The sequence below is a fragment of the Rhodococcus sp. P4_B6 genome (genome assembly GCF_056402215.1).
In genome coordinates this window covers 24,754-42,853 of record NZ_JBFUHV010000070.1, presented here as the reverse complement: position 1 = coordinate 42,853, position 18,100 = coordinate 24,754, and the positions used below count along the sequence as shown (strand labels likewise).

Below are 18,100 nucleotides of genomic sequence, written 5' to 3'. Positions count from 1 at the left end.
CCATCGGCGTGGCCCCCAGCGGAAACATCAACCCCGAGCGCAAGTTCCCGAGCCTGTTCGAACCGGTCCACGGATCGGCCCCCGACATCGCGGGCAAGGGCATCGCCAACCCGATCGGGCAGATCTGGAGCGCAAGCATGATGCTCGACCACCTCGGCGAGACCGAGGCCGCCACCGCCGTCATGACCGCAGTCGAAGACGTCCTCGCCGCCGGCGGCGACACTCTCACCCCCGACATCGGCGGCACCGCCACCACCCAACTTCTCGGCAACGCGATCCGCCGACAGCTCGAAACCAACACAGCTCGGTCCACTTCCTGGACCGGCTGAAATCCGAGTTCGGACGCCGCACACGATGTACCAGGCCACCGAACCGAATCCGTCACACACCGCGACCTGGGAGCGCCCGTGACGGTATCCGTTCACCCTTGGAAGCCACTACCCATCATTCGCGAGGGACAAGGGCCCCTATTTCTAACAGCCGGGACGACATGTCCCACGTGACCGGCGCACCGATATCGTCACGGACTTCGTCCGGATCGCCAGCGCTAGGGACCTTCCCGAATTCGCGCACCCGGGCAGAGATATTGGATGGGCCCGTCAGCTCCCTGGACGCACGTTCACAAGCCTTAGCTTAGCCCTTGGCATGAGCACCCAGCGAGCCGGAACTGACGCGATCCATCGCGGCTGGGCGGGCGACGCCCCGGTCGAGACGACGACTGCGCCGACCTACCCTCCGCTTCGCCGTCCCAGTCCTGGCCTATCGCACAGACATTCATGGGATATTGCCCCATAATTGTCTGTATGTGCCGATATGGATTCCGCCCTGAACCCCTTCAAACCCGGATCAGCCTGCGGCCCTCGGCGCTGGAGCGGGCCGGGAGCGACACGAATTCGATCTGCTCGTCGCCCGCAGCAAAGGCGCGACTACGACCGCGGCATGGTGGTCCCCGGCCTGCTCGGGGTCGGAACAACCACCCTGCTCAACAATTTGGCCGAGCGCGCCGAGCGGTACTGGTGTTTGATGATTAGCATCGAGGCCCGCCCGAACGAGTCCGGAATGGGGGCGGTTCGTGCCCGACTCGGCTACGAACTCGCGGTCGGCCTGCGCCGCTTCAGCCGCAACCATAAGCTGCACAAGGTCATCGACGTCTATGTGGTCACGGGTAACCGAACAATGTTGCCTTGGGTGGGTGGCACCTCGGGCGAGTGACCTTTCGCGTTCGTAGCCAACGGGGTGAAAGCGGGAGCTGGGTCACGGAATGGGCCGCGCGTATCGCGTTGCCGCCCTCTCCTGCGCGACCGGTGCGCTGTCCATCCGACGTTTGTTCAGATGCCCATACACCGTGGTGCGCGGAACCTTCAGCATGCCTGCGTTCTGGGCGACGGTGTGCTCGTTGAGTCGTTGAGCGAGTTCTCTTCATCCGGGCTGAGCTCTGACGATCGGCCGCTGTCCCTACGGACGCGGGCGGCAGCTCCTCGCGAGAGCGCCCGATGGATACCGATCACCAGTCAGAGACCGCCCGCAGAGCGGGTCCACAGCACACCGAGCACGGGTACGGCACCTACGAATGGGAGCCGCAGCACGGAGTGATCTTCCGCATGGACCTCGACCAGTTCGGCACCGTGGCCGGCGTCCAGATCAGCACGAAGCATCCGCCCCGATGGTTGCCCCAACACCACTCAGGGAGGATGACGCTGTGACTGACCGGACCACCGACGACCTCAAGCGTGAACTCGCCCTGCTTGCGAACGTGCGCGCCTACCTCCGAGACGCGGAAGGGCCGGACTTCTGTATCCCGACCACCGCCCTCGATCAGGTCCTCGACGAACTCCACAGCCACGATCGACGACACTGACCTGCGTCACCCACCTCTTCCGTTCTCAGCGACGATCCGGGTACCGCATCAGCTCTACTCCCTGCCCATCCCACACGGGGGTCGAATCGAGCGGTCCCACCTACCTGAACCTGCGCAAGTCCACCATCTACAGCGGATCGAGCGAAGTCCAGCGTTCGATCATCGCGCGCTCGATCATCGGACCGCGAGAAGAATAGAGAACGGTGAAGCGCTGATGGGGTGGCGGCGCCGAAGGCGTCCTGCTCGTACGCGTTCTATCGGCGCACTGTTGCTGGGAGGCGGACATCGGGTGCCAACCGTTGCTGGTACTACGACACCTTCACGAGTATTTTTCCGATCGTGTCGGGGGCGTCGAGCATCCGGTGCGCGGCAGCTACCTTTCCGATGGGGAGTACCGCGTGCACGACGGGTCGCACGGTCGCCTCGGCGATCATCGGCCACACGTGCTTCACAACGTCGCGGACGATGTCTGCTTTGCCGCTGCGTCCGGTGGTGGGGCGGCTGCGGAGGCTGGTGGAGTGCACGCCGGCGCGTTTGGCCATGAGTTGCGCGAGGTTGAGGGTGCCCTCCCAGCCTCCCTGCAGGCCGATGACCACCAGGCGTCCACCGTCTGCGAGGGCGGTGACGTTGCGGGCGAGATAGGCGGCACCCATGTTGTCCAGGACGACGTCCACGCCGCGTCCGTCCGTGCTGCCTCTGACCGCAGTGACGAAGTCGGTGTCGGTGTAGTTGATCAGAATGTCGGCACCGAAATCTTGGCAGGCTCGAAGTTTTTCCGAATATCCGGCGGTGACGGCGACGCGGGCTCCGAGCGCTGTGGCGACCTGAATCGCGTGGGTGCCGATGCCGCTACCCCCACCGTGGATGAGCACGGTCTCGTCCTGGCGCAGGTGCGCGGTGGTGACGAGGTTGGACCACACCGTGCACGCGGCCTCCGGCAGAGCCGCCGCCGTGTGCAGGTCGACGCCTTCCGGTATCGGCAGCACCTGTGACGCCGGTACCGCCACCCGTTCGGCGTATCCGCCGCCGGATAGCAGGGCGCAGGCGCGGTCCCCGATCTCCCATCCGGTGACCGCGGGTCCGACTTCGCTGATCACACCGGACACTTCCAGCCCGAGGATCTCGCTCGCCCCGGCGGGTGGTGGGTAGTGGCCCTGTCGTTGGTTGATGTCGGCGCGGTTCACGCCGGCGGCGGCGACGTCGATCACCACCTCACCGGCGGCCGGGACAGGGTCGGGATGTTCGGTCCACACCATGACCTCGGGGTCGCCGAACTGGGTCAAAGAGATCGCTTGCATGGGTCAGTGGTGTCCTTCTGATTGGTCAGTCCGGCAACGGTTTTGCGGCGGCGGTGCGTCAAGTTTGTTCTTGGCGATCTTGCCGACCGGCGTGCGGGGAAGTGCGGGAACGAATCGGTACTCGCGGGGCACCTTGTAGCCGACGAGGAAACGGCGGCAGTGCTCGTCCAGCTCCGTCTCCGCGACGGGCCGATCCGGATCGTGCACGAGGTAGGCGCACACCGTCTCGCCGCGATAGGGGTCGGGGACGCCGATGACGGCGGCCTCGAGAATTCCCGGATACCGGGCAAGGACCTGTTCGACCTCGGCCGGATAGACGTTAAAACCGCTGGTGACGATCATCTCCTTCTTGCGGCCGTCGATGTAGAAGTAGCCGTCCTCGTCCATGTGCGCGAGGTCGCCGGTCAGCAACCAGCCCTCGCGCAGCGCGGCGTCGGTGAGTGCGGGCTGGTTCCAGTAGCCGGTCATGACCTGCGGTCCGCGGATGATCATCTCCCCCACCTCCCCCACGGGAAGCGGGGTGGTGTCGTGTCCGTCGCGGTCGACGATCCGGACGTCGGTCAGCGGCATCGGGATTCCGATGCTGCCGACGCGGCGGTCGCTGAAGACGGGATTGAGGTGGGTGGACGGGGATGCCTCGCTGATGCCGAAGCCCTCGATGATCCGGCCGCCGGTCTTGGTTTCGAACTGTTCGAGCTGCTCGAGCGGGAATCCGGCTCCGGCGCTGTTGTAGATGGTGACCTGGTCGAGTCCGGACGCATCGACGCCGGGGGTGCGGCCCATCGCCATGTACATCGTCGGCACACCGGTGAAGACAGCGGGCCGCTGCGATTTGATGACCTCCAATACCGCCTTTGCGTCGAACTCCGGGATGAGGATCTGGTTCATTCCGCCGCGCACCGAGGTCAGCGTGACACAGGTCAGGCCGTACACGTGGCACATCGGCAGCACGTTGACGGTCTTGGCGTTGTCGGGGAGGTCGAACAGTGCGTAGGTAACCGCGAACCGTTGTTCGATGTTGGCGATCAGGTTGCGGTGGGTGAGCATCACGCCCTTGGCCGCACCGGTGGTGCCGCCGGTGTACTGCAGGACCGCGACGTCGGAAGAGTCCACCGCAACGGTCAGCGGTGGGCGCTGAAGGAAGTCGCGGACGGACCCGCAGGCGATGCCCCGCAGCCCCGCCGGATGATTCGGCTCGGTGTCCACCCGGATCACCGGGCGGCCGAGGAACGACTGCCCGTCCCTGGGGGCGCACCGGTCGAGCGTCTCGTCGGTGGTGATGACCATCGATGCGCCGGCGTCGTCGAGGATGCGGCGCATCTCCTCGGCCGGGTACCGGTGGTTGACCTGGACCACGATGCCGCCGGCGATCACCGTCCCGAACAGTGCGAAGACGTACTCGGGGCGGTTGGGAAGGATGATCGCCAGGCGGTCCCCGCGGCCGAAGCCGTGCTCGGCGAGCAGGTGCGCGAAAGCGTGCGACTGCACGGACAACTCGTCGAAGGTCCAGGTGCGGTCTTCGAAGGTCAGTGCGGTCTGGTCGGCATAGCGGTCCCTGCTCGAGTGCAGCAGGTCGATCAGGGACATCCCGGTCGGGATGTCGAGTTCGTCGACCGTGGCCGGGTACAGCGAGGTCCAGGGCTGGTCGTCGAGGGCAGACAATGCGGGTTCTCCTTGCAGGTGGCTCGGCGTGGGCGTGGGGGCCGTTCGCCGCGCGGGTCGTGAGTGTCGAGTGCGGGTGTGGGCTCGGTGGGCGCTCAGGTGTGGGATTCGGCGGCTGCTTCCCGGGCGGTGAGCTTCGCTTGGACGCGCGCCGCGTCCCGGGCGGGATGGACCAGCAGGAAGACGACGAGGCCGCCGACGAGGATGGACAGTCCGAAGATTTGGTAGGCGAGGGAGTATCCGGACAGCGGGTCGGGGGCGCGGTCGACCAGGATGCCGACCAGTGCCGGGGCGATGAGCCCGGACAGGTTCTGCACGGCGAGGAAGATTCCGAGGGTGCTCGACAGCTGGTGTGCCGGGGCGATCTGGGAGACGACGGCGTTCATCATCGGCAGGGCGACGCTGGCGCAGCCGTAGCCGAACACCAACACGGCGACGACCGCGACCGGGACGCCGATGAACGGAAGGCACGCCAGGGCGAGTCCTCCCACCACGAGGAACGCGGTCGTCGTCCACACCCGGGTAACGCGGGAGGAGAAGTTGCGGTCGGCGAGGCGGTCCGTGACGAAGGTGGAGGCGAACATCATCACCAGCGAGGCGATGCTGGGCAGGCCGAACATGAACCCGGAGGACAGCCGTGAGTACCCCAATCCGGCCTCGAAGTACGAGGGGATCCAGGTGATCGACGCGGACACCAGGCCGTACACGGTGAAGGTGCCGATGAGCGCACCGATGAAGGATTTGGTGAGCAGGATGTCCCGCAACGGCAGCCGCACCAGCTGATGCGGGGGTGTTTCGCTGTCGCCGGGGGCGGAAGCGCTATCCGCGTCGCCGGCACGGCGGGCGTAGGGTCCTTCCTTACCGACCAGCAGCCACACCCCACACCACACGAAGCTCACCACCGCCATCGTCAGGAAGCCGGCGTGCCAGCCCCAGGCGGCCACGATGAGCGTGAGAACAGGGGCGGCGGCGATCTTGGCGAACGAGGAGCCGGAGGTCACCAACGCCGAGGGAAAGGCCCGCTTTTCCGGTGGGAACCATTGGAAGACGGCGGTATTGGCCATTGCGGTGGCCGGTCCTTCGGCGGCGCCGAGTGCGATGCGGGTGGCCAGGAGAACGGCGAAGGTACCGGCGATGACGAGCGGGAACTGGATCAGGCCCCAGATCCCGGCGAGGGCGAACAGGATCCATCGAATCTGCACCCGGTCCCCGATCAAACCGACCGCGGCCCCGCTGATGCTGAAGAGGAAGAAGAAGGCGCTGCCGGCGAACCCGATCTGAGCAGAGGTCAGACCGAGTTCCTCCTTGAGCGGTTGAGCGACGACGCCGATCAGCGCCTTGTCCGCCCAGTTGATCGTCGCGAACATGACGATCATGGCGGTGACCGACCATGCCCGCGCGGACGGCCGCAGGGACCGCCCCGTCTCGGTGGGCTTGGGCGGCAGGGATGTCGCGGGAGAAGACATTGAACGAATCCTGTCATCGGAGTGTGGGGTGCGCCCGCTCGAGTTCTCCGACTCAAAAGCTAGCGCTGATAGTTGAAACTATAGACCGCAGAATTCGAGTTTGTGAAGGGGGTCACTCCGGGGAATCCGCCCGGACTCGTGCTTGCGTCCGGCGGGGAGTCGCTCGCGGCCGTCGGGGTGGCGTGACAAGCTGTTAACCATGGGACGACCTCGGGTACCGCTGCTCTCACGTGAGCGCATCGTCGGCGAAGCCATGGCGCTGATCGACGAGGAGGGCGTGGCTGCTCTCTCCACCCGTAAGCTCGCCGCCCGCCTCGGCGTACAGGGGCCCTCGCTGTACAACCATTTCAAGACCATGGACGAGGTGACCGACGCCGTCGTCGACGCCATTCTCGACACCGTCGACATCGAAATCTTCGATACCGCCGGCTGGCGCACCGCGTTGCCGATCTGGGCGCGGAACTACTGGTCTGCGCTGCAGCGCCACCCCGGCATCGTGCCGCTTCTGGCCCGCGGACCTGCAACCCGGCCGACCCAACTGCGCTTGGCCGACGCCTTCTACGGGAGCCTGACCAAGGGTGGCTGGCCGCCGCGCCAGGCCACCGAGGTGGCCATTGCCGTCCGCAACTACATTGCCGGCTCCGCGCTCGGCTCCTACTTCGCCGGCTTCACCGAAGACCCGGCGTTCTACGCCGGTCAGTACCCCCACCTGGGCCAGGCCCACCTGCTGCCGCAGCACTCCGAGCTCGACACCGCCGCCTTCGAGCGGGGCCTGTCCTGCCTGATCGACGGCCTGACGCTGCAGTACTCCGAGATCGTCGGACTCGGCGCCACGCGCTGATCCTCGGCCGCCCTCGGCGGCCCGATTCTCGACCTCTTTTTGCACGGGGGACCGGACTCTCGACTGTCTCCTTCACGCGGGGATTCCCCCGATTCTCGACCCTCTCCTTCGCCCGGGGGTTCCCCTGGGGCCGCCCTGCATGTACCTTTAAACATGCACTGCAAGTTTTAATGCGAGTTGAGGCACGACCCGGCCGGGTCGCCACTCGCCCATCACACATCTTTCAAGGGAGACGAACGTGGCTTACGACTACGTGCTGTACGAGATCGACGGTTCGGTGGCGACCATCTGGCACAACCGTCCGGAGCAGCGCAACGCCGAGAACAGCCAGTTGCTCGACGAGCTCAACGACGCGGTCGTGCGCGCCGGCGGCGACCCGCAGGTGCGTGCGGTGGTCTTCGGCGGCAAGGGCGGGCATTTCTCCGCCGGACACGACCTCAAGGAGGGACAGGTCGAGCGCCAGGACTTCTCCCCCGAGCAGCGGTGGGAGTACGAGTCCCGCTCGTACATGGACTACTGCCTCAACATCTTCAATCTCCCGAAGCCGACCATCGCTCGGGTCGACGGTGCCTGTGTCGCTGGCGGTTTCATGGTCGCGAACATGTGCGACATGATCGTCGCCGCCGACACCGCGTTCTTCGCCGACCCGGTCCTGCACACCATGGGTGTCAGCGCGGTCGAGGTGCTGGTGCACCCGTGGGTGCTCGGGCACCGCAAGGCCCGCGAATTCCTGTTCACCGGGGAACGGCTCTCCGCAGCGGATGCTCTGGCCAGCGGGATGGTCAACCGGGTCGTACCCGTCGACCAGCTCGACGAGGCGGTCGCGACGCTCGCGAACCGGGTGGCACTGGCACCGCCGTTCGCCACCAAGGTGCTCAAGCGGTCCTTGAACCGCACCCTCGAGGTGCAGGGGTTCCATGCCGCCCTCAACGCGCACTTCGACGGACACCAGCTCACCCACTTCAGCGACGAGGCCCGCCGCGCGAAGGCCGACGGCGGATTCTCCAAGTCCATTCAGCGCCACAAGGTGGGCACCTCGGTGCGCTGACCTCACGCACCACGACACCCCCGATTCATCGAAGGAAGGCAGCACCATGTCCAGCACCGAAGCCCCGGCAATCACCGAACTCGCCCTGCCCGCCGATGACCGGGTCGTCACCCGCCACCAGGTCGGTCACGTCTACCTCATCGGCCTCAACCGGGTGCCCAAGCGCAACGCATTCGACCTCGAGATGCGCGCCGAACTCGCGCTCGCATACGGCGAAATGGAGCGCGGCGACGATATCCGGGTCGGGGTGTTCTATGCCCACGGGGACCACTTCACCGGCGGACTGGACATGGCCAAGGTCGGCAACGCACTGCGGGAAGGGCGCGGCGGAATCCCCGAGGGCGGCGTCGACCCTCGCCAGCTCACCGGAATCCAGCGGCGCAAGCCGGTGGTCAGCGCGACCCAGGGCTGGTGCATGACCTTGGGCATCGAGCTGCTACTGGCCACCGACATCCGGGTGGCGGCCGAGGACGCGAAATTCTCCCAGATGGAGATCAGCCGCGGCATCTACCCGTTCGGCGGGGCCACCATCCGATTCCCCCGCGAGGTCGGCTGGGGTAACGCCATGCGGTACATGCTCACCGCCGAACCGTTCGGCGCCGCCGAGGCGCTGCGGATGGGCCTGGTCCAGGAGGTGGTCCCGGTCGGACGCCAACTCCAGCGCGCCTACGAGATCGCGCAGCTCATCGCCGCGCAAGCCCCTCTCGGTGTCTCGACCACGCTGACCGCCGCCCGCCGGGCCGAACGCGACGGTGAACGGATCGCCGCCGAACAACTGGTGCCGGACATGCTGCGACTGCTCGACACCGAGGACGGCGCCGAAGGGGTCGCCTCCTTCCTGCAGCGCCGCCCGGCCGAGTTCACCGGGCGCTGACGCGCAATGACCCCCTCCACACTCCCGCAGGCAGGACAACCAGCCCGATGACCTTGGCACTTTCCGACGACGACACCACCTTCCGCCACCAGCTGCGGCAGTTCTTCCGCACCGAGATTCCCGCCGAGATTCGCCAGCGGGTCGCCGACTTCGAAGAACCCGGCCGCGACGACTTGGTCACCGTGCAACGCATCCTCAACCGCAACGGTCTGGCCGTCCCACACTGGCCCACCGAGTGGGGCGGCCGCGACTGGACGCCGATGCAACTGACCATTTGGCGCAACGAGCTGCAACTGGCCGGTGTGCCCGAACCATTGGCCTTCAACACCAACATGGTCGGACCGGTCATCGCCCAGTTCGGCTCCCAGGAACAGAAGGAGCGATTCCTCCCGGCAACGGCGAACCTCGACATTTGGTGGGCCCAAGGGTTCTCCGAACCCGACGCCGGCTCCGACCTCGCCTCGCTCAAGACCCGGGCAGTCCGCGACGGCGACCACTACATCGTCACCGGCCAGAAGATCTGGACCACCCTGGCGCAGCACGCCGACTGGATCTTCACCCTGGTCCGCACCGACCCCGCCGCCAAGAAGCAGAAGGGCATCTCCTTCCTGCTCATCGACATGACCTCACCGGGGGTAACCGTCCGGCCGATCGAACTGATCGACGGCAGCTGTGAGGTCAACGAGGTCTTCTTCGACGAGGTCCGAGTCCGGGCCACGGGCCTCGTGGGCGAGGAAAACGCCGGCTGGGACTACGCGAAATACCTCCTCGGGCTCGAACGCACCGGAGTGGCGAAAGTCGGCTTCAGCAAACTCAAACTGTCCCAGGCCAAGGCCCACGCCGCCGCCGTCCCCGTGGGGGCCGGGGTGCTGCTCGACGACCCACTGTTCGCGGCCAAGGTCGCCGAACTCGAGAACGAACTGCTGGCACTCGAGATCGTGCAGGCAAAGGTCGCCCTCGATTCCGGCTCCGGCCGACCAAACCCGGTGTCCTCCCTGCTCAAGCTCCGCGGATCCGAGCTGCAGCAGGCGAGCACGGAGCTGCTCATGGACGCGGCCGGAATCGAATCCCTGCCCGTCGACGCCGACTCCACCCATCCCACACCGGGATCGGCACGAGCGGTCCCGGCCTACCTGAACCTGCGCAAATCCACCATCTACAGCGGCTCGAGCGAAGTCCAACGCTCCATCATCGCGCGCTCGATCCTCGGACTGTGAGGCAAAGACCATGAACACTGCACTGACCGACGAACAACAGCTGTTCGCCGCCACAGTCAAGGACCTGCTCGCCCGCCACTACAACCCCGGCTACCGTCAGGCGCTCGCGGCCTCCGAACTCGGGTGGAGCCGACAGATGTGGGGCACCTTCGCCGAGGTCGGGCTACTCGCGCTGACCATCGACGAGGACCACGGGGGCCTCGGCGCCGGACCGGCCGCGGTCGCGGCGGTCATGACCGAAATCGGCCGGGGCCTGGCCCTCGAACCACTGACCGACACCGTTCTCGTTCCGGCGCAGCTGGTCGCCGACACCGGGTCGGCCGCCCAGCTTGCGCAGATACTGCCCGCGCTCGCGGCCGGGACGCTGCTGCTGGCCTTCGCGCACCTCGAGCCGGGCGGAAGCTGGTCCTGCCCGGCGGTCAGCACGAAGGCGGAACACGACGGCGACCAATACCTCGTGCACGGCACGAAGAACGTGGTGCTGCGCGGAGACTGCGCCGACCGGCTGATCGTCAGCGCGGTCACCCCCGAGGACGGAGACCGGCTGGGACTGTTCCTGGTCGACGCCACCGCCGACGGGCTCACCCGCGAGCCCTACACCACCTACGACGGACTGCGCGGCGCGCAGCTCACCCTGACCCGCACCCCCGCCGAGCGGCTCGGCGCCACCGACACCGACACCGACGCCGCGATCCGGCGCGCCGTCATCGGCGGACAACTCGCCGTGTGCGCGGAGGCGGTCGGCATCATGGACCAGGCGCTGGCGCTGACCGTCGAATACCTCAAGACCCGCAAGCAATTCGGTGTGCCACTAGCCAGTTTTCAGGCACTCGCACATCGGGCCGCGGACCTGTACGTCGCGGTCGAAATGGCCCGCGGAATGTGCGACTACGCGACCGCCAAATTCGCCGACGGCGACGCCGACGGCGACGCCGACGAGATCCTCGCATCCCGCCTCAAAGTACAGATCGGTCGCTCCGCCCGTCACATCGGTCAAGAGGCCATTCAAATGCACGGCGGAATCGGAATGACCGCCGAACACGCCATCGGCCAGTACGTCCGCCGGCTCCTGGCCATCGAGCACACCTTCGGCAGCACCGACGAACACCTGCGACTGCTCGCCGCCGGGAGCCGCGATCAGGACCTGATCGAGCTGTAACACCACGCAGCGGTGACGGCCCGTCGGCGGACGCCGCGTGCGGTCCGGCGCATACCTGATCTCTGTGGTGGCTGCCGCTAAGTCCGCCGCCGGACTCTGAGTCGGCGGCGACTCACCGGAAGTTGAGGAGCACAACGCGGCTGAACCTGGGAGTTATCGGCGGCGGCACCATGGGTGCCGGCATCGCGGAAGTCGCCGCCCGTCGAGCGAGCGGCGCCGACGTAGACAGAAAAGTCGGCTGCCGTGTGTGAAATCCCTGGTCAGCCGCTCCAGAATTTCTGTAGTGGCGACTGTAGACATTGAGGGGTGACTGTTGTAGAGTTCCTCTCGTCGCAAGGAAAGAGTTCACGAGGTGCGGGAGAGAATGAACTGCCCGCAGAGCAGTACCGCAAGACCAGGATGTGCCGGGTAAGGGTTGATGTGAGTGTGTAAGGCCCCGGCACGTCCACCGGCGGCCGGGCAGCACGAGGGCCCGACAGCCGAAAGAAGTGCAGTGAACAAGGAAGTGAAACCCGCTCCGGCCCCCGGCGCCTCACGGCGCCGGGGGCCCTGTCCGTTGAAAGGTGTCACCCCATTCCGGAAGATTCGCCCGACCGTGACCCGGCCGGGAAGTTCGACGACGAGGACTACCCGGCCTACAGCATGGGTCACGCCGCCGAGATCCTCGGCGTGACACAGGCATTCCTGCGCAGCCTCGACGCCGCGAAGCTGCTCACCCCCGGACGCTCGGAGGGCGGCCACCGCCGCTACTCCCGATACCAGCTGCGTCTCGCGGCCCGAGCCCGCGAACTGATCGACCAGGGCACCGCACTCGATTCCGCGTGCCGCATCATCATCCTCGAAGACCAACTCGCCGAGGCCCGACGCATCAACACCGAACTCCAGCACACCCACCGCCCCAACTCGGATCCCGGCCCCGCAGCCGGCTGACACACCGCAGCCCCTTCCGAACACCAGTCGAGGTCCAGTCCGCGGAAGCCGCCCATCCCCTCGGCGACCTCCCCTCGAGCCTTCGCGAAAACGCACTATCCGCATCAGCCCACACCACACCATGCGAGGCGGCGGCGCGCGGTCCCGCTCAACCATCCGCTTCCGGCAGGTCAGACGCTTTGCAATCGGGACGATCCGTCGACCACGCCCTGCGGAACCGTGGAGGTCACCGTGTTCCGGGAGATCCTGCGACGCATCGGGGACTGGTTCGCTTGCTACACCATCAGCCACACCACCGACGCGTGCGGATCTTTCACCATCGTCCTCGGGCCTGCTGTCCTGGCTGCATCTGGGGCGACGTCCTGCTCCGGTACCAGCTCTGGCCACGGTCGATGACCCACCCCCCGTTCACGCCGCAGGACCAGACCGCGATGCTGCCGCTGGCGAAGATGGAGGAACGACGACCCGAAGAGACCGTCGACGTCGTCTTCACCCCGGAGGCCGACCGCCAACCTCTCGACGACGCGGACCGGACCGAGCCCGGCCCCAAACCCCAAGTAATCGCTGAACAACCCACAAGGGCAACAACTCCCGGAGCATTTGCCGCTGGGGAACCCCCGCCGCGATGATGGTGGCCTCCTACCGATGGCGCCGGATACCGGTAGCTATTCGACGATCGGTCCGCGCCCGATCCACCGGACCGCGGTCGCCGTCGGTGCCTGTCCGCACTATTGGCAGGGTGGCAATCATGCGGACTGCCGACAAGGACGTACTGGACCTGCTCGACCACGCTTGGGAACGGTTATGGAACCGGATGGCGGGACTGACCGACCGGGAGTGGTCGTGGCGGCCGGATGACGCCGACGACAAGATCACCATTCGGTGGCGGTTGTTTCACATCGCTGAAGTCCTGACCCAATCGCGCAACTGGACGTGGCTCGCGGTCACACCGCCGGAGGCAAAGATCGACAGAGGCGGCGCGGACTGCGCCCAGGATGCCCTGGCCTCGATGGATCTGGCGTACGCCGCCTTCCGCGAGCTCGTCACCTTCGAATCCGTCGACCTGGCCGCGGCGATCGGCCCGGCCGCCGGGCCATACGGCTCGGCCACCCGAAGGACGTATGTCCTGCGCATCGCGGACGAACGGTGCGGAAAGCTACGAGTCCGTTTCTTTATCGGCCGACGAGTATCGCAATCCGCTAGCAACTCGCGGATTGCACACTTAACTCATGGAATCCATCAGATACGAGTGAAATCATGCGCGAGCCCCAAAGCCCGGCGCCCAACGTTATGGCCAGCTGAGATCGGTCGATACCTCGCGCAGCGACCTGAACGAACCTGCGCACACTCCAGTACCGGCCCAGTCCTTCCGTTAGGGGACCTGCCATCACTGCAGGTCAATACCCCATTCTGCCGGATCGGTCGCCGGTCGGACTAATCGTCGTCACCCCGCGGGCGGTGTATCAGCGGCCCGTACTCTTGCCCCATGTCGGCGCTACTCGACGGCGGCGCCGCACCGGCGACAGCCCTCAAAGTCGCGGTCGCCAAGGAATTCGCGGCGCGTCCCCCAACTCGGCGAACAAGCGGATCGTGCTTCGCTATCTCGCACGCGTGTGCTTCGAACTCCTAACCTGTGCACAAGACTTCGAACCACCATGCATATCAATCCATCTCAAACATGCTACACATCAACATCTTTCAAAGACTGCCAGAGTCGGGCGAACCGGGACACCCGCGCGCCCGCCGAACCCCACACCCCGGTGCCGGCGACCCTCCCCGACCCGTCGCCGGCACCCACATCACACGCCAAGGCATGTCATCATCACAGGTCGCCGCCCCATCCCAGACGAAACGGCCCGTACCCGAGCCGGGTGCGGGCCGTCAGCACACCAGCAAACTCAGCGCTGTGCCATGGTGTCCCGGAGCGAGTCCGCCGGCGGATTCGCCGGCTCGGTGAGGGCGGAGGCGGACGAGCACTCCTTCACGACGACACCCTTTCCGCCAGTGCTTGTTCGACAATGCGTTTCTTTTGGACCTTACCCATTGCGTTGCGCGGAAGACTCTCGACGATGCGGATCTCACGCGGTCGCTTGTGCCGTGACAAGTGCACACCGACGTACTCGATCAGTTCCTTTTCGATCTGCCTGCTGTCTCGGCGGTCGTCCGACGGAACGATGTAGGCGACCAGGCGTTCACCGAGATCGGTGTCGGGCAGGCCCACGACGGCGGCTTCCTTGACGGTGGGGTTGTTGAGCAAGCTCGTTTCGATTTCGCCGGCACCGATCCGGTATCCACCCGACTTGATCAGGTCGGTGGAGGCCCGTCCCACGATCCTGTGGCATCCGGACCGGTCTTGCACCGCAAGGTCTCCGGTCATGAACCACCCGTCGTCGGTGAACGAGCGTGCGGTGTCTTCGGGTCGTCCCAGGTACCCGCGGAACAGCGACGGGCCGCGGACTTCGAGCTGCCCGACGGTGTCGCCGTCGGACGGGACGAGCCCACCGTCCTCGCCGCGCAGGCGGGTCTGGGTGCCCGCGACCGGCAGCCCCACCCAGCCTCGCCGCCGCTCGTGGGGGCGGGCGCTGAGGACGAGTTGGGTTTCGCTCATCCCGTATCGCTCGATGGGTGCCTGGCCGGTGAGCTCGACAAGGCGGTCGTAGACCTGAACGGGGAGGGGTGCGCTGCCCGACACCAGGAGCCGGRCAGACCGGAGCGCGCGGGCGGCGTCGGGATCATCGGCGATTCTCGACCAGATTGTGGGGACTGCGAAGTAGAGGGTGCCGTTCGCGGCCGCATACGCGGCGGGCTTGGGGCGGGTGTGCACGACTCGGGAACCGATGCGAAGGGATCCGAGAGTTCCGAGGATCAGTCCGTGGAGATGAAACAGCGGGAGGCCGTGGACGACGACGTCGGCCGCGGTCCAGTCCCAGGTTTCAGCGATGGCGTCGAGGCCTGCGGCGAGTGCGGATGCGGTGAGTTCGACACCTTTCGGGGCACCCGTGGTGCCGGACGTGTAGACGACCAGGGCGGTGTCGGCGCTCACCCGGGATGCGGCACCCGACGCCCGGTTGGCGGCGACGATGGCGTGGACATCGCATCCCTGCGGTGTCGGTCCCACCCAGTGGGTCGCACCCGAGTCGGTGAGAAAGTGGGTCAGTTCCATCGTCCCGGAGTCCGGCGGAATGGGAACGACCGGCACGTTCGCGAGTAGGCAGCCGGTGATGGCGACGATAGTGTCCACCGTGGGTTGGGCGTTCACCGCGACGACACCCACGGTCGGCAGGGTCGCGGCGAGGGCCTGYGCGGAATGCAGGAGATCCGCGCGAGAGATACGCGTATCACCGATGACGAGTGCATCCGGTGAGTCGGGGACAGGGAAGTTCGGCTGCAGAGCGGTCAGGAGCATTGGGTTCCTCATTTGTGATTGGTGGTAGAGGTCTTAGTGGTTCGCGGCGGCCATGGCGTCCGGGAAGATCGGGGCGCGTCGGTTTCTGAAGGCCGCCACACCGATCGCAGAATCCGCGCTGCGCAATGCGGCCCACCGGGTGCGGATAGCGTCGGGCACAGGGCCTCCCATCGAGGCGGCCTCGAGCATTTCCTTCGCGGCACGAACGCTGATCGGTGAGCGGGCGGCGATGACGCGGGCCGTCTCCGCCGCGCGTGCGTCGAGATCCGTGTCGACGACCGTGGTGACGATGCCGAGGACTCTCGCGGTCTCCGCGTCGAGTGTGCTGCCCGTCAGGAGCAACTGTTTGGCCGCCGCGACACCGACGACAGCGATCAGCCGCTCGATCGAGCGGGCCGGGTAGACCAGCCCGAGCTTGGCCGGTGTGATGGCGAAACGTGCGGTCCTGTCACAGATTCGTAGGTCACAGGCCACCGCCAACTGGGCGGCGGCGCCGATGCAGTTCCCGCGGATCGCGGCGATGACCGGTACCGGGCACCGCGCGATGGCCTCCTCCAGTTCGATCATGTCCTCGCCGACACCATCGACGGTCTCGGGGTCGATCTCGCTGATATCCATCCCGGCGCAGAAGTCCGCACCCGAGCCTGTGAGGATGATCGATCGGATGTCCGCCCGGTGTGCGAGCTTCCGGAGATGGTCGAGCAGCTCACCCCGCATCGTGGCGGTGAGCGCGTTGCGGCGGGTGGGATTGTCGAACGTCAGAATCGGTACGGGAGTGTCGAGCGTAAGCGAGACAGTAGGGGACGGCGCGGGCCCGGCACAGTGATCGGAGGTGTCGGTGGTCGACGGTGTCATGGGGATATTTCTCCTGTCAGAGGTAGCCGGGAACAACGAGGAGCGCGCACGTCAGCAGCGGGCCGACGATGATCATCGACATCCCCCACCGCGTCAGGCTCCGGGTCATTCGCGGCTGATCGGATTCATCGGTGGAGGCGACAACGGCAGCGCCGGCGGTGGAAAAGGGTGTGCTGTCCACCAGCGACGACGAGACCGCCAACGCGCAGATCAACCCCGCGGCCGGAAGCTGGCCCTGCGATAGCAGCGGCAACGACAGCGGAATGAGGACACCGAGGATCCCGGTGGTGGACGCGAACGCCGACACAAACGCCCCGGTCACACACAAGGCCAGCGCCGCGAGCAGCGGAGCCTGGATGTGGGCGGCGCCCTCGCTGATCAGATCGATGGCACCCATTTTTTCGAGCACGCCGACGTACGTGATGATCCCCCCTACCAGCAGGACCGTCGACCAGTCGACATTCTTTGCAGCAGAACGGGTTTGCTCCGCGAAGAGAATCGAGACGGTTACCCCGATCCCGAGCGCCATAGCGCCGACGTTGACGTTGACCCCCACCACCGACAACGCCACGACACCGACGATCAGGCCTACCAACGCCACGACGGTGACCCGCTGGAACACGTCGAGGCGGTCGAGCCGATGGGAGGACACCCGCACGGTCTCCGGAGCCAGCACCCGCGTCCCTCCGCCGCCGCGGACGTCGCCGGGTCCAGCGGTCGGGGCCGAGACGGTGCCACCGTGCTCCCCCCGCTCGCACCCGTCCGCCGACGCCCGGTGCCGGCGAAACAGCATCGTCGCGGCGGCGAGCAGCACCAGGTTGACCGCGACGACGAACCCGAAGAACGCGAGGGCATTGATTTCGATACCACTGCGCTGAGCCACACCGACGGTGATGATGCCGAACAAGCTGGTCGGGGCGAAACCGCCGGCGGAACCGCCGGTGATCACCGCCAGACCCATCGGGCGCGGATCACGGCCACGCTGCTGGGCCATCCGCAACGCCAGCGGAGCGAGCACCACGCTGGCGAGCGGGGAACCCAGGCTGCCGATTCCGGCAGCCAGCGCGAAGAACGCCCAGGGCAGCAGGCCGGCCCGCGACCCCGTACGCCGGATCGCACCCTGCACGATCCAATCGAGGGTTCCGTTGCCTCGAGCGATACCGAACAGATAGGTCACACCGAGCAGAAGCAGCAGGATATCCACCGGGAAACCCGCCAGGATCTCCGAGATCGACACCCCGGCCAGCGTCGTTCCCACCCCGAGTGCGGCGGCGAGGGTCAACGCACCCATGTGCACCGGTCGAACAGTGGCCAGCACAAACGCTGACACCAACACCGCGAACGCCGCGATTTGAACAGTCATGTGACACAACCTCCAGGTCGGTTCACTGTGCGAACCGATCGGTTTACTGAATGGACCGCTCAGAGTAGGTTGTGAGGTGTCACACGTCAATGCCGGAGGGCGGTCATCAGCGCCGGACCGCCA

The 18,100-nt window shown here is 66.5% G+C and carries 18 protein-coding genes and 1 pseudogene; 13 read left to right on the top strand and 6 right to left on the bottom strand.

Annotation, left to right across the window (positions count from 1 at the left end):
- The 4 genes from AC1DWT_RS28055 to AC1DWT_RS28040 all read left to right on the top strand — a co-directional run.
- On the top strand, positions 1–329 hold a 329-nt coding region (locus AC1DWT_RS28055), incomplete at its 5' end, for an isocitrate/isopropylmalate family dehydrogenase (protein WP_477923165.1).
- 610 nt (positions 330–939) lie between these two features.
- On the top strand, positions 940–1,212 hold the full coding sequence (locus AC1DWT_RS28050) for a hypothetical protein (RefSeq protein ID WP_061699826.1): 273 nt from the start codon (positions 940–942) through the stop codon (positions 1,210–1,212).
- A 281-nt stretch (positions 1,213–1,493) separates the two neighbouring features.
- The gene (locus AC1DWT_RS28045; RefSeq protein WP_061699825.1) at positions 1,494–1,703 is read left to right on the top strand and encodes a hypothetical protein; all 210 of its coding nucleotides are present in this window, start codon (positions 1,494–1,496) and stop codon (positions 1,701–1,703) included.
- Positions 1,700–1,858, top strand: a complete 159-nt coding sequence (locus tag AC1DWT_RS28040) for a hypothetical protein (RefSeq protein ID WP_197487955.1) — start codon at positions 1,700–1,702, stop codon at positions 1,856–1,858. Before AC1DWT_RS28045 ends, AC1DWT_RS28040 begins: the two co-directional genes overlap by 4 nt.
- 308 nt (positions 1,859–2,166) lie before the next feature.
- On the opposite strand, the gene AC1DWT_RS28035 is transcribed toward AC1DWT_RS28040, so the two are convergent.
- The 3 genes from AC1DWT_RS28035 to AC1DWT_RS28025 all read right to left on the bottom strand — a co-directional run bounded on the left by AC1DWT_RS28035 (position 2,167) and on the right by AC1DWT_RS28025 (position 6,284).
- Positions 2,167–3,156 carry an NAD(P)H-quinone oxidoreductase gene (locus AC1DWT_RS28035; RefSeq protein WP_061699824.1) on the bottom strand — a complete coding sequence of 330 codons (990 nt, stop codon included), beginning with the start codon at positions 3,154–3,156 and terminating at the stop codon, positions 2,167–2,169.
- A gap of 3 nt (positions 3,157–3,159) precedes the next feature.
- Positions 3,160–4,818 (bottom strand): long-chain-fatty-acid--CoA ligase, encoded by a 1,659-nt coding sequence (locus AC1DWT_RS28030; RefSeq protein WP_477923162.1) that lies wholly within the window; start codon positions 4,816–4,818, stop codon positions 3,160–3,162.
- Between the two features lie 95 nt (positions 4,819–4,913).
- Positions 4,914–6,284: an MFS transporter gene (locus AC1DWT_RS28025; RefSeq protein ID WP_477923161.1), complete on the bottom strand. Its 1,371-nt coding sequence runs from the start codon at positions 6,282–6,284 to the stop codon at positions 4,914–4,916.
- Positions 6,285–6,483: 199 nt separating this feature from the next.
- Between AC1DWT_RS28025 and AC1DWT_RS28020 the strand changes: the two genes are divergently transcribed.
- From AC1DWT_RS28020 to AC1DWT_RS27980, 9 genes and pseudogenes are all read left to right on the top strand, one after another.
- On the top strand, positions 6,484–7,125 hold the full coding sequence (locus tag AC1DWT_RS28020) for a TetR/AcrR family transcriptional regulator (protein ID WP_317567774.1): 642 nt from the start codon (positions 6,484–6,486) through the stop codon (positions 7,123–7,125).
- A gap of 238 nt (positions 7,126–7,363) precedes the next feature.
- Complete coding sequence (locus tag AC1DWT_RS28015) at positions 7,364–8,173, top strand: enoyl-CoA hydratase (RefSeq protein ID WP_477923158.1); 810 nt, start codon at positions 7,364–7,366, stop codon at positions 8,171–8,173.
- A 46-nt stretch (positions 8,174–8,219) separates the two neighbouring features.
- Positions 8,220–9,047: a crotonase/enoyl-CoA hydratase family protein gene (locus AC1DWT_RS28010; RefSeq protein ID WP_477923157.1), complete on the top strand. Its 828-nt coding sequence runs from the start codon at positions 8,220–8,222 to the stop codon at positions 9,045–9,047.
- Positions 9,048–9,094: 47 nt separating this feature from the next.
- Positions 9,095–10,264: an acyl-CoA dehydrogenase family protein gene (locus AC1DWT_RS28005; protein WP_477923155.1), complete on the top strand. Its 1,170-nt coding sequence runs from the start codon at positions 9,095–9,097 to the stop codon at positions 10,262–10,264.
- Between the two features lie 10 nt (positions 10,265–10,274).
- Positions 10,275–11,423 carry an acyl-CoA dehydrogenase family protein gene (locus AC1DWT_RS28000; protein WP_477923154.1) on the top strand — a complete coding sequence of 383 codons (1,149 nt, stop codon included), beginning with the start codon at positions 10,275–10,277 and terminating at the stop codon, positions 11,421–11,423.
- A gap of 140 nt (positions 11,424–11,563) precedes the next feature.
- Positions 11,564–11,647, top strand: a pseudogene (locus AC1DWT_RS27995) (3-hydroxyacyl-CoA dehydrogenase NAD-binding domain-containing protein); the annotation flags it as partial.
- 418 nt (positions 11,648–12,065) lie between these two features.
- The gene (locus AC1DWT_RS27990; protein ID WP_477923151.1) at positions 12,066–12,353 is read left to right on the top strand and encodes a MerR family transcriptional regulator; all 288 of its coding nucleotides are present in this window, start codon (positions 12,066–12,068) and stop codon (positions 12,351–12,353) included.
- Between the two features lie 392 nt (positions 12,354–12,745).
- Positions 12,746–12,982 (top strand): hypothetical protein, encoded by a 237-nt coding sequence (locus tag AC1DWT_RS27985; RefSeq protein ID WP_477923149.1) that lies wholly within the window; start codon positions 12,746–12,748, stop codon positions 12,980–12,982.
- Between the two features lie 119 nt (positions 12,983–13,101).
- Positions 13,102–13,791, top strand: coding sequence for a DinB family protein (locus tag AC1DWT_RS27980; RefSeq protein WP_477923148.1), 690 nt, complete (start codon positions 13,102–13,104; stop codon positions 13,789–13,791).
- A 543-nt stretch (positions 13,792–14,334) separates the two neighbouring features.
- Here the strand turns inward: AC1DWT_RS27980 and AC1DWT_RS27975 are convergent.
- The 3 genes from AC1DWT_RS27975 to AC1DWT_RS27965 are packed head-to-tail and all read right to left on the bottom strand — an operon-like array spanning position 14,335 to position 17,977.
- Complete coding sequence (locus AC1DWT_RS27975) at positions 14,335–15,759, bottom strand: acyl-CoA synthetase (protein ID WP_477923146.1); 1,425 nt, start codon at positions 15,757–15,759, stop codon at positions 14,335–14,337.
- 33 nt (positions 15,760–15,792) lie between these two features.
- Positions 15,793–16,614: an enoyl-CoA hydratase/isomerase family protein gene (locus AC1DWT_RS27970; protein ID WP_477923144.1), complete on the bottom strand. Its 822-nt coding sequence runs from the start codon at positions 16,612–16,614 to the stop codon at positions 15,793–15,795.
- A gap of 16 nt (positions 16,615–16,630) precedes the next feature.
- Entirely contained in the window at positions 16,631–17,977 is a 1,347-nt protein-coding gene (locus AC1DWT_RS27965; protein ID WP_477923142.1) for an SLC13 family permease, read from the bottom strand.
- Positions 17,978–18,100: the final 123 nt, after the last annotated feature.

Bases quoted from the DNA above. Each gene is read 5' to 3' on its own strand.
- AC1DWT_RS27980 (WP_477923148.1), top strand. From the start codon at position 13,102: ATGCGGACTGCCGACAAGGACGTACTGGACCTGCTCGACCACGCTTGG.
- AC1DWT_RS28020 (WP_317567774.1), top strand. From the start codon at position 6,484: ATGGGACGACCTCGGGTACCGCTGCTCTCACGTGAGCGCATCGTCGGC.
- AC1DWT_RS28050 (WP_061699826.1), top strand. From the start codon at position 940: ATGGTGGTCCCCGGCCTGCTCGGGGTCGGAACAACCACCCTGCTCAAC.
- AC1DWT_RS27970 (WP_477923144.1), bottom strand. From the start codon at position 16,614: ATGACACCGTCGACCACCGACACCTCCGATCACTGTGCCGGGCCCGCG.
- AC1DWT_RS27965 (WP_477923142.1), bottom strand. From the start codon at position 17,977: ATGACTGTTCAAATCGCGGCGTTCGCGGTGTTGGTGTCAGCGTTTGTG.
- AC1DWT_RS27985 (WP_477923149.1), top strand. From the start codon at position 12,746: ATGACCCACCCCCCGTTCACGCCGCAGGACCAGACCGCGATGCTGCCG.
- AC1DWT_RS27990 (WP_477923151.1), top strand. From the start codon at position 12,066: ATGGGTCACGCCGCCGAGATCCTCGGCGTGACACAGGCATTCCTGCGC.
- AC1DWT_RS28035 (WP_061699824.1), bottom strand. From the start codon at position 3,156: ATGCAAGCGATCTCTTTGACCCAGTTCGGCGACCCCGAGGTCATGGTG.
- AC1DWT_RS28005 (WP_477923155.1), top strand. From the start codon at position 9,095: ATGACCTTGGCACTTTCCGACGACGACACCACCTTCCGCCACCAGCTG.
- AC1DWT_RS28000 (WP_477923154.1), top strand. From the start codon at position 10,275: ATGAACACTGCACTGACCGACGAACAACAGCTGTTCGCCGCCACAGTC.
- AC1DWT_RS28045 (WP_061699825.1), top strand. From the start codon at position 1,494: ATGGATACCGATCACCAGTCAGAGACCGCCCGCAGAGCGGGTCCACAG.
- AC1DWT_RS28025 (WP_477923161.1), bottom strand. From the start codon at position 6,284: ATGTCTTCTCCCGCGACATCCCTGCCGCCCAAGCCCACCGAGACGGGG.
- AC1DWT_RS28010 (WP_477923157.1), top strand. From the start codon at position 8,220: ATGTCCAGCACCGAAGCCCCGGCAATCACCGAACTCGCCCTGCCCGCC.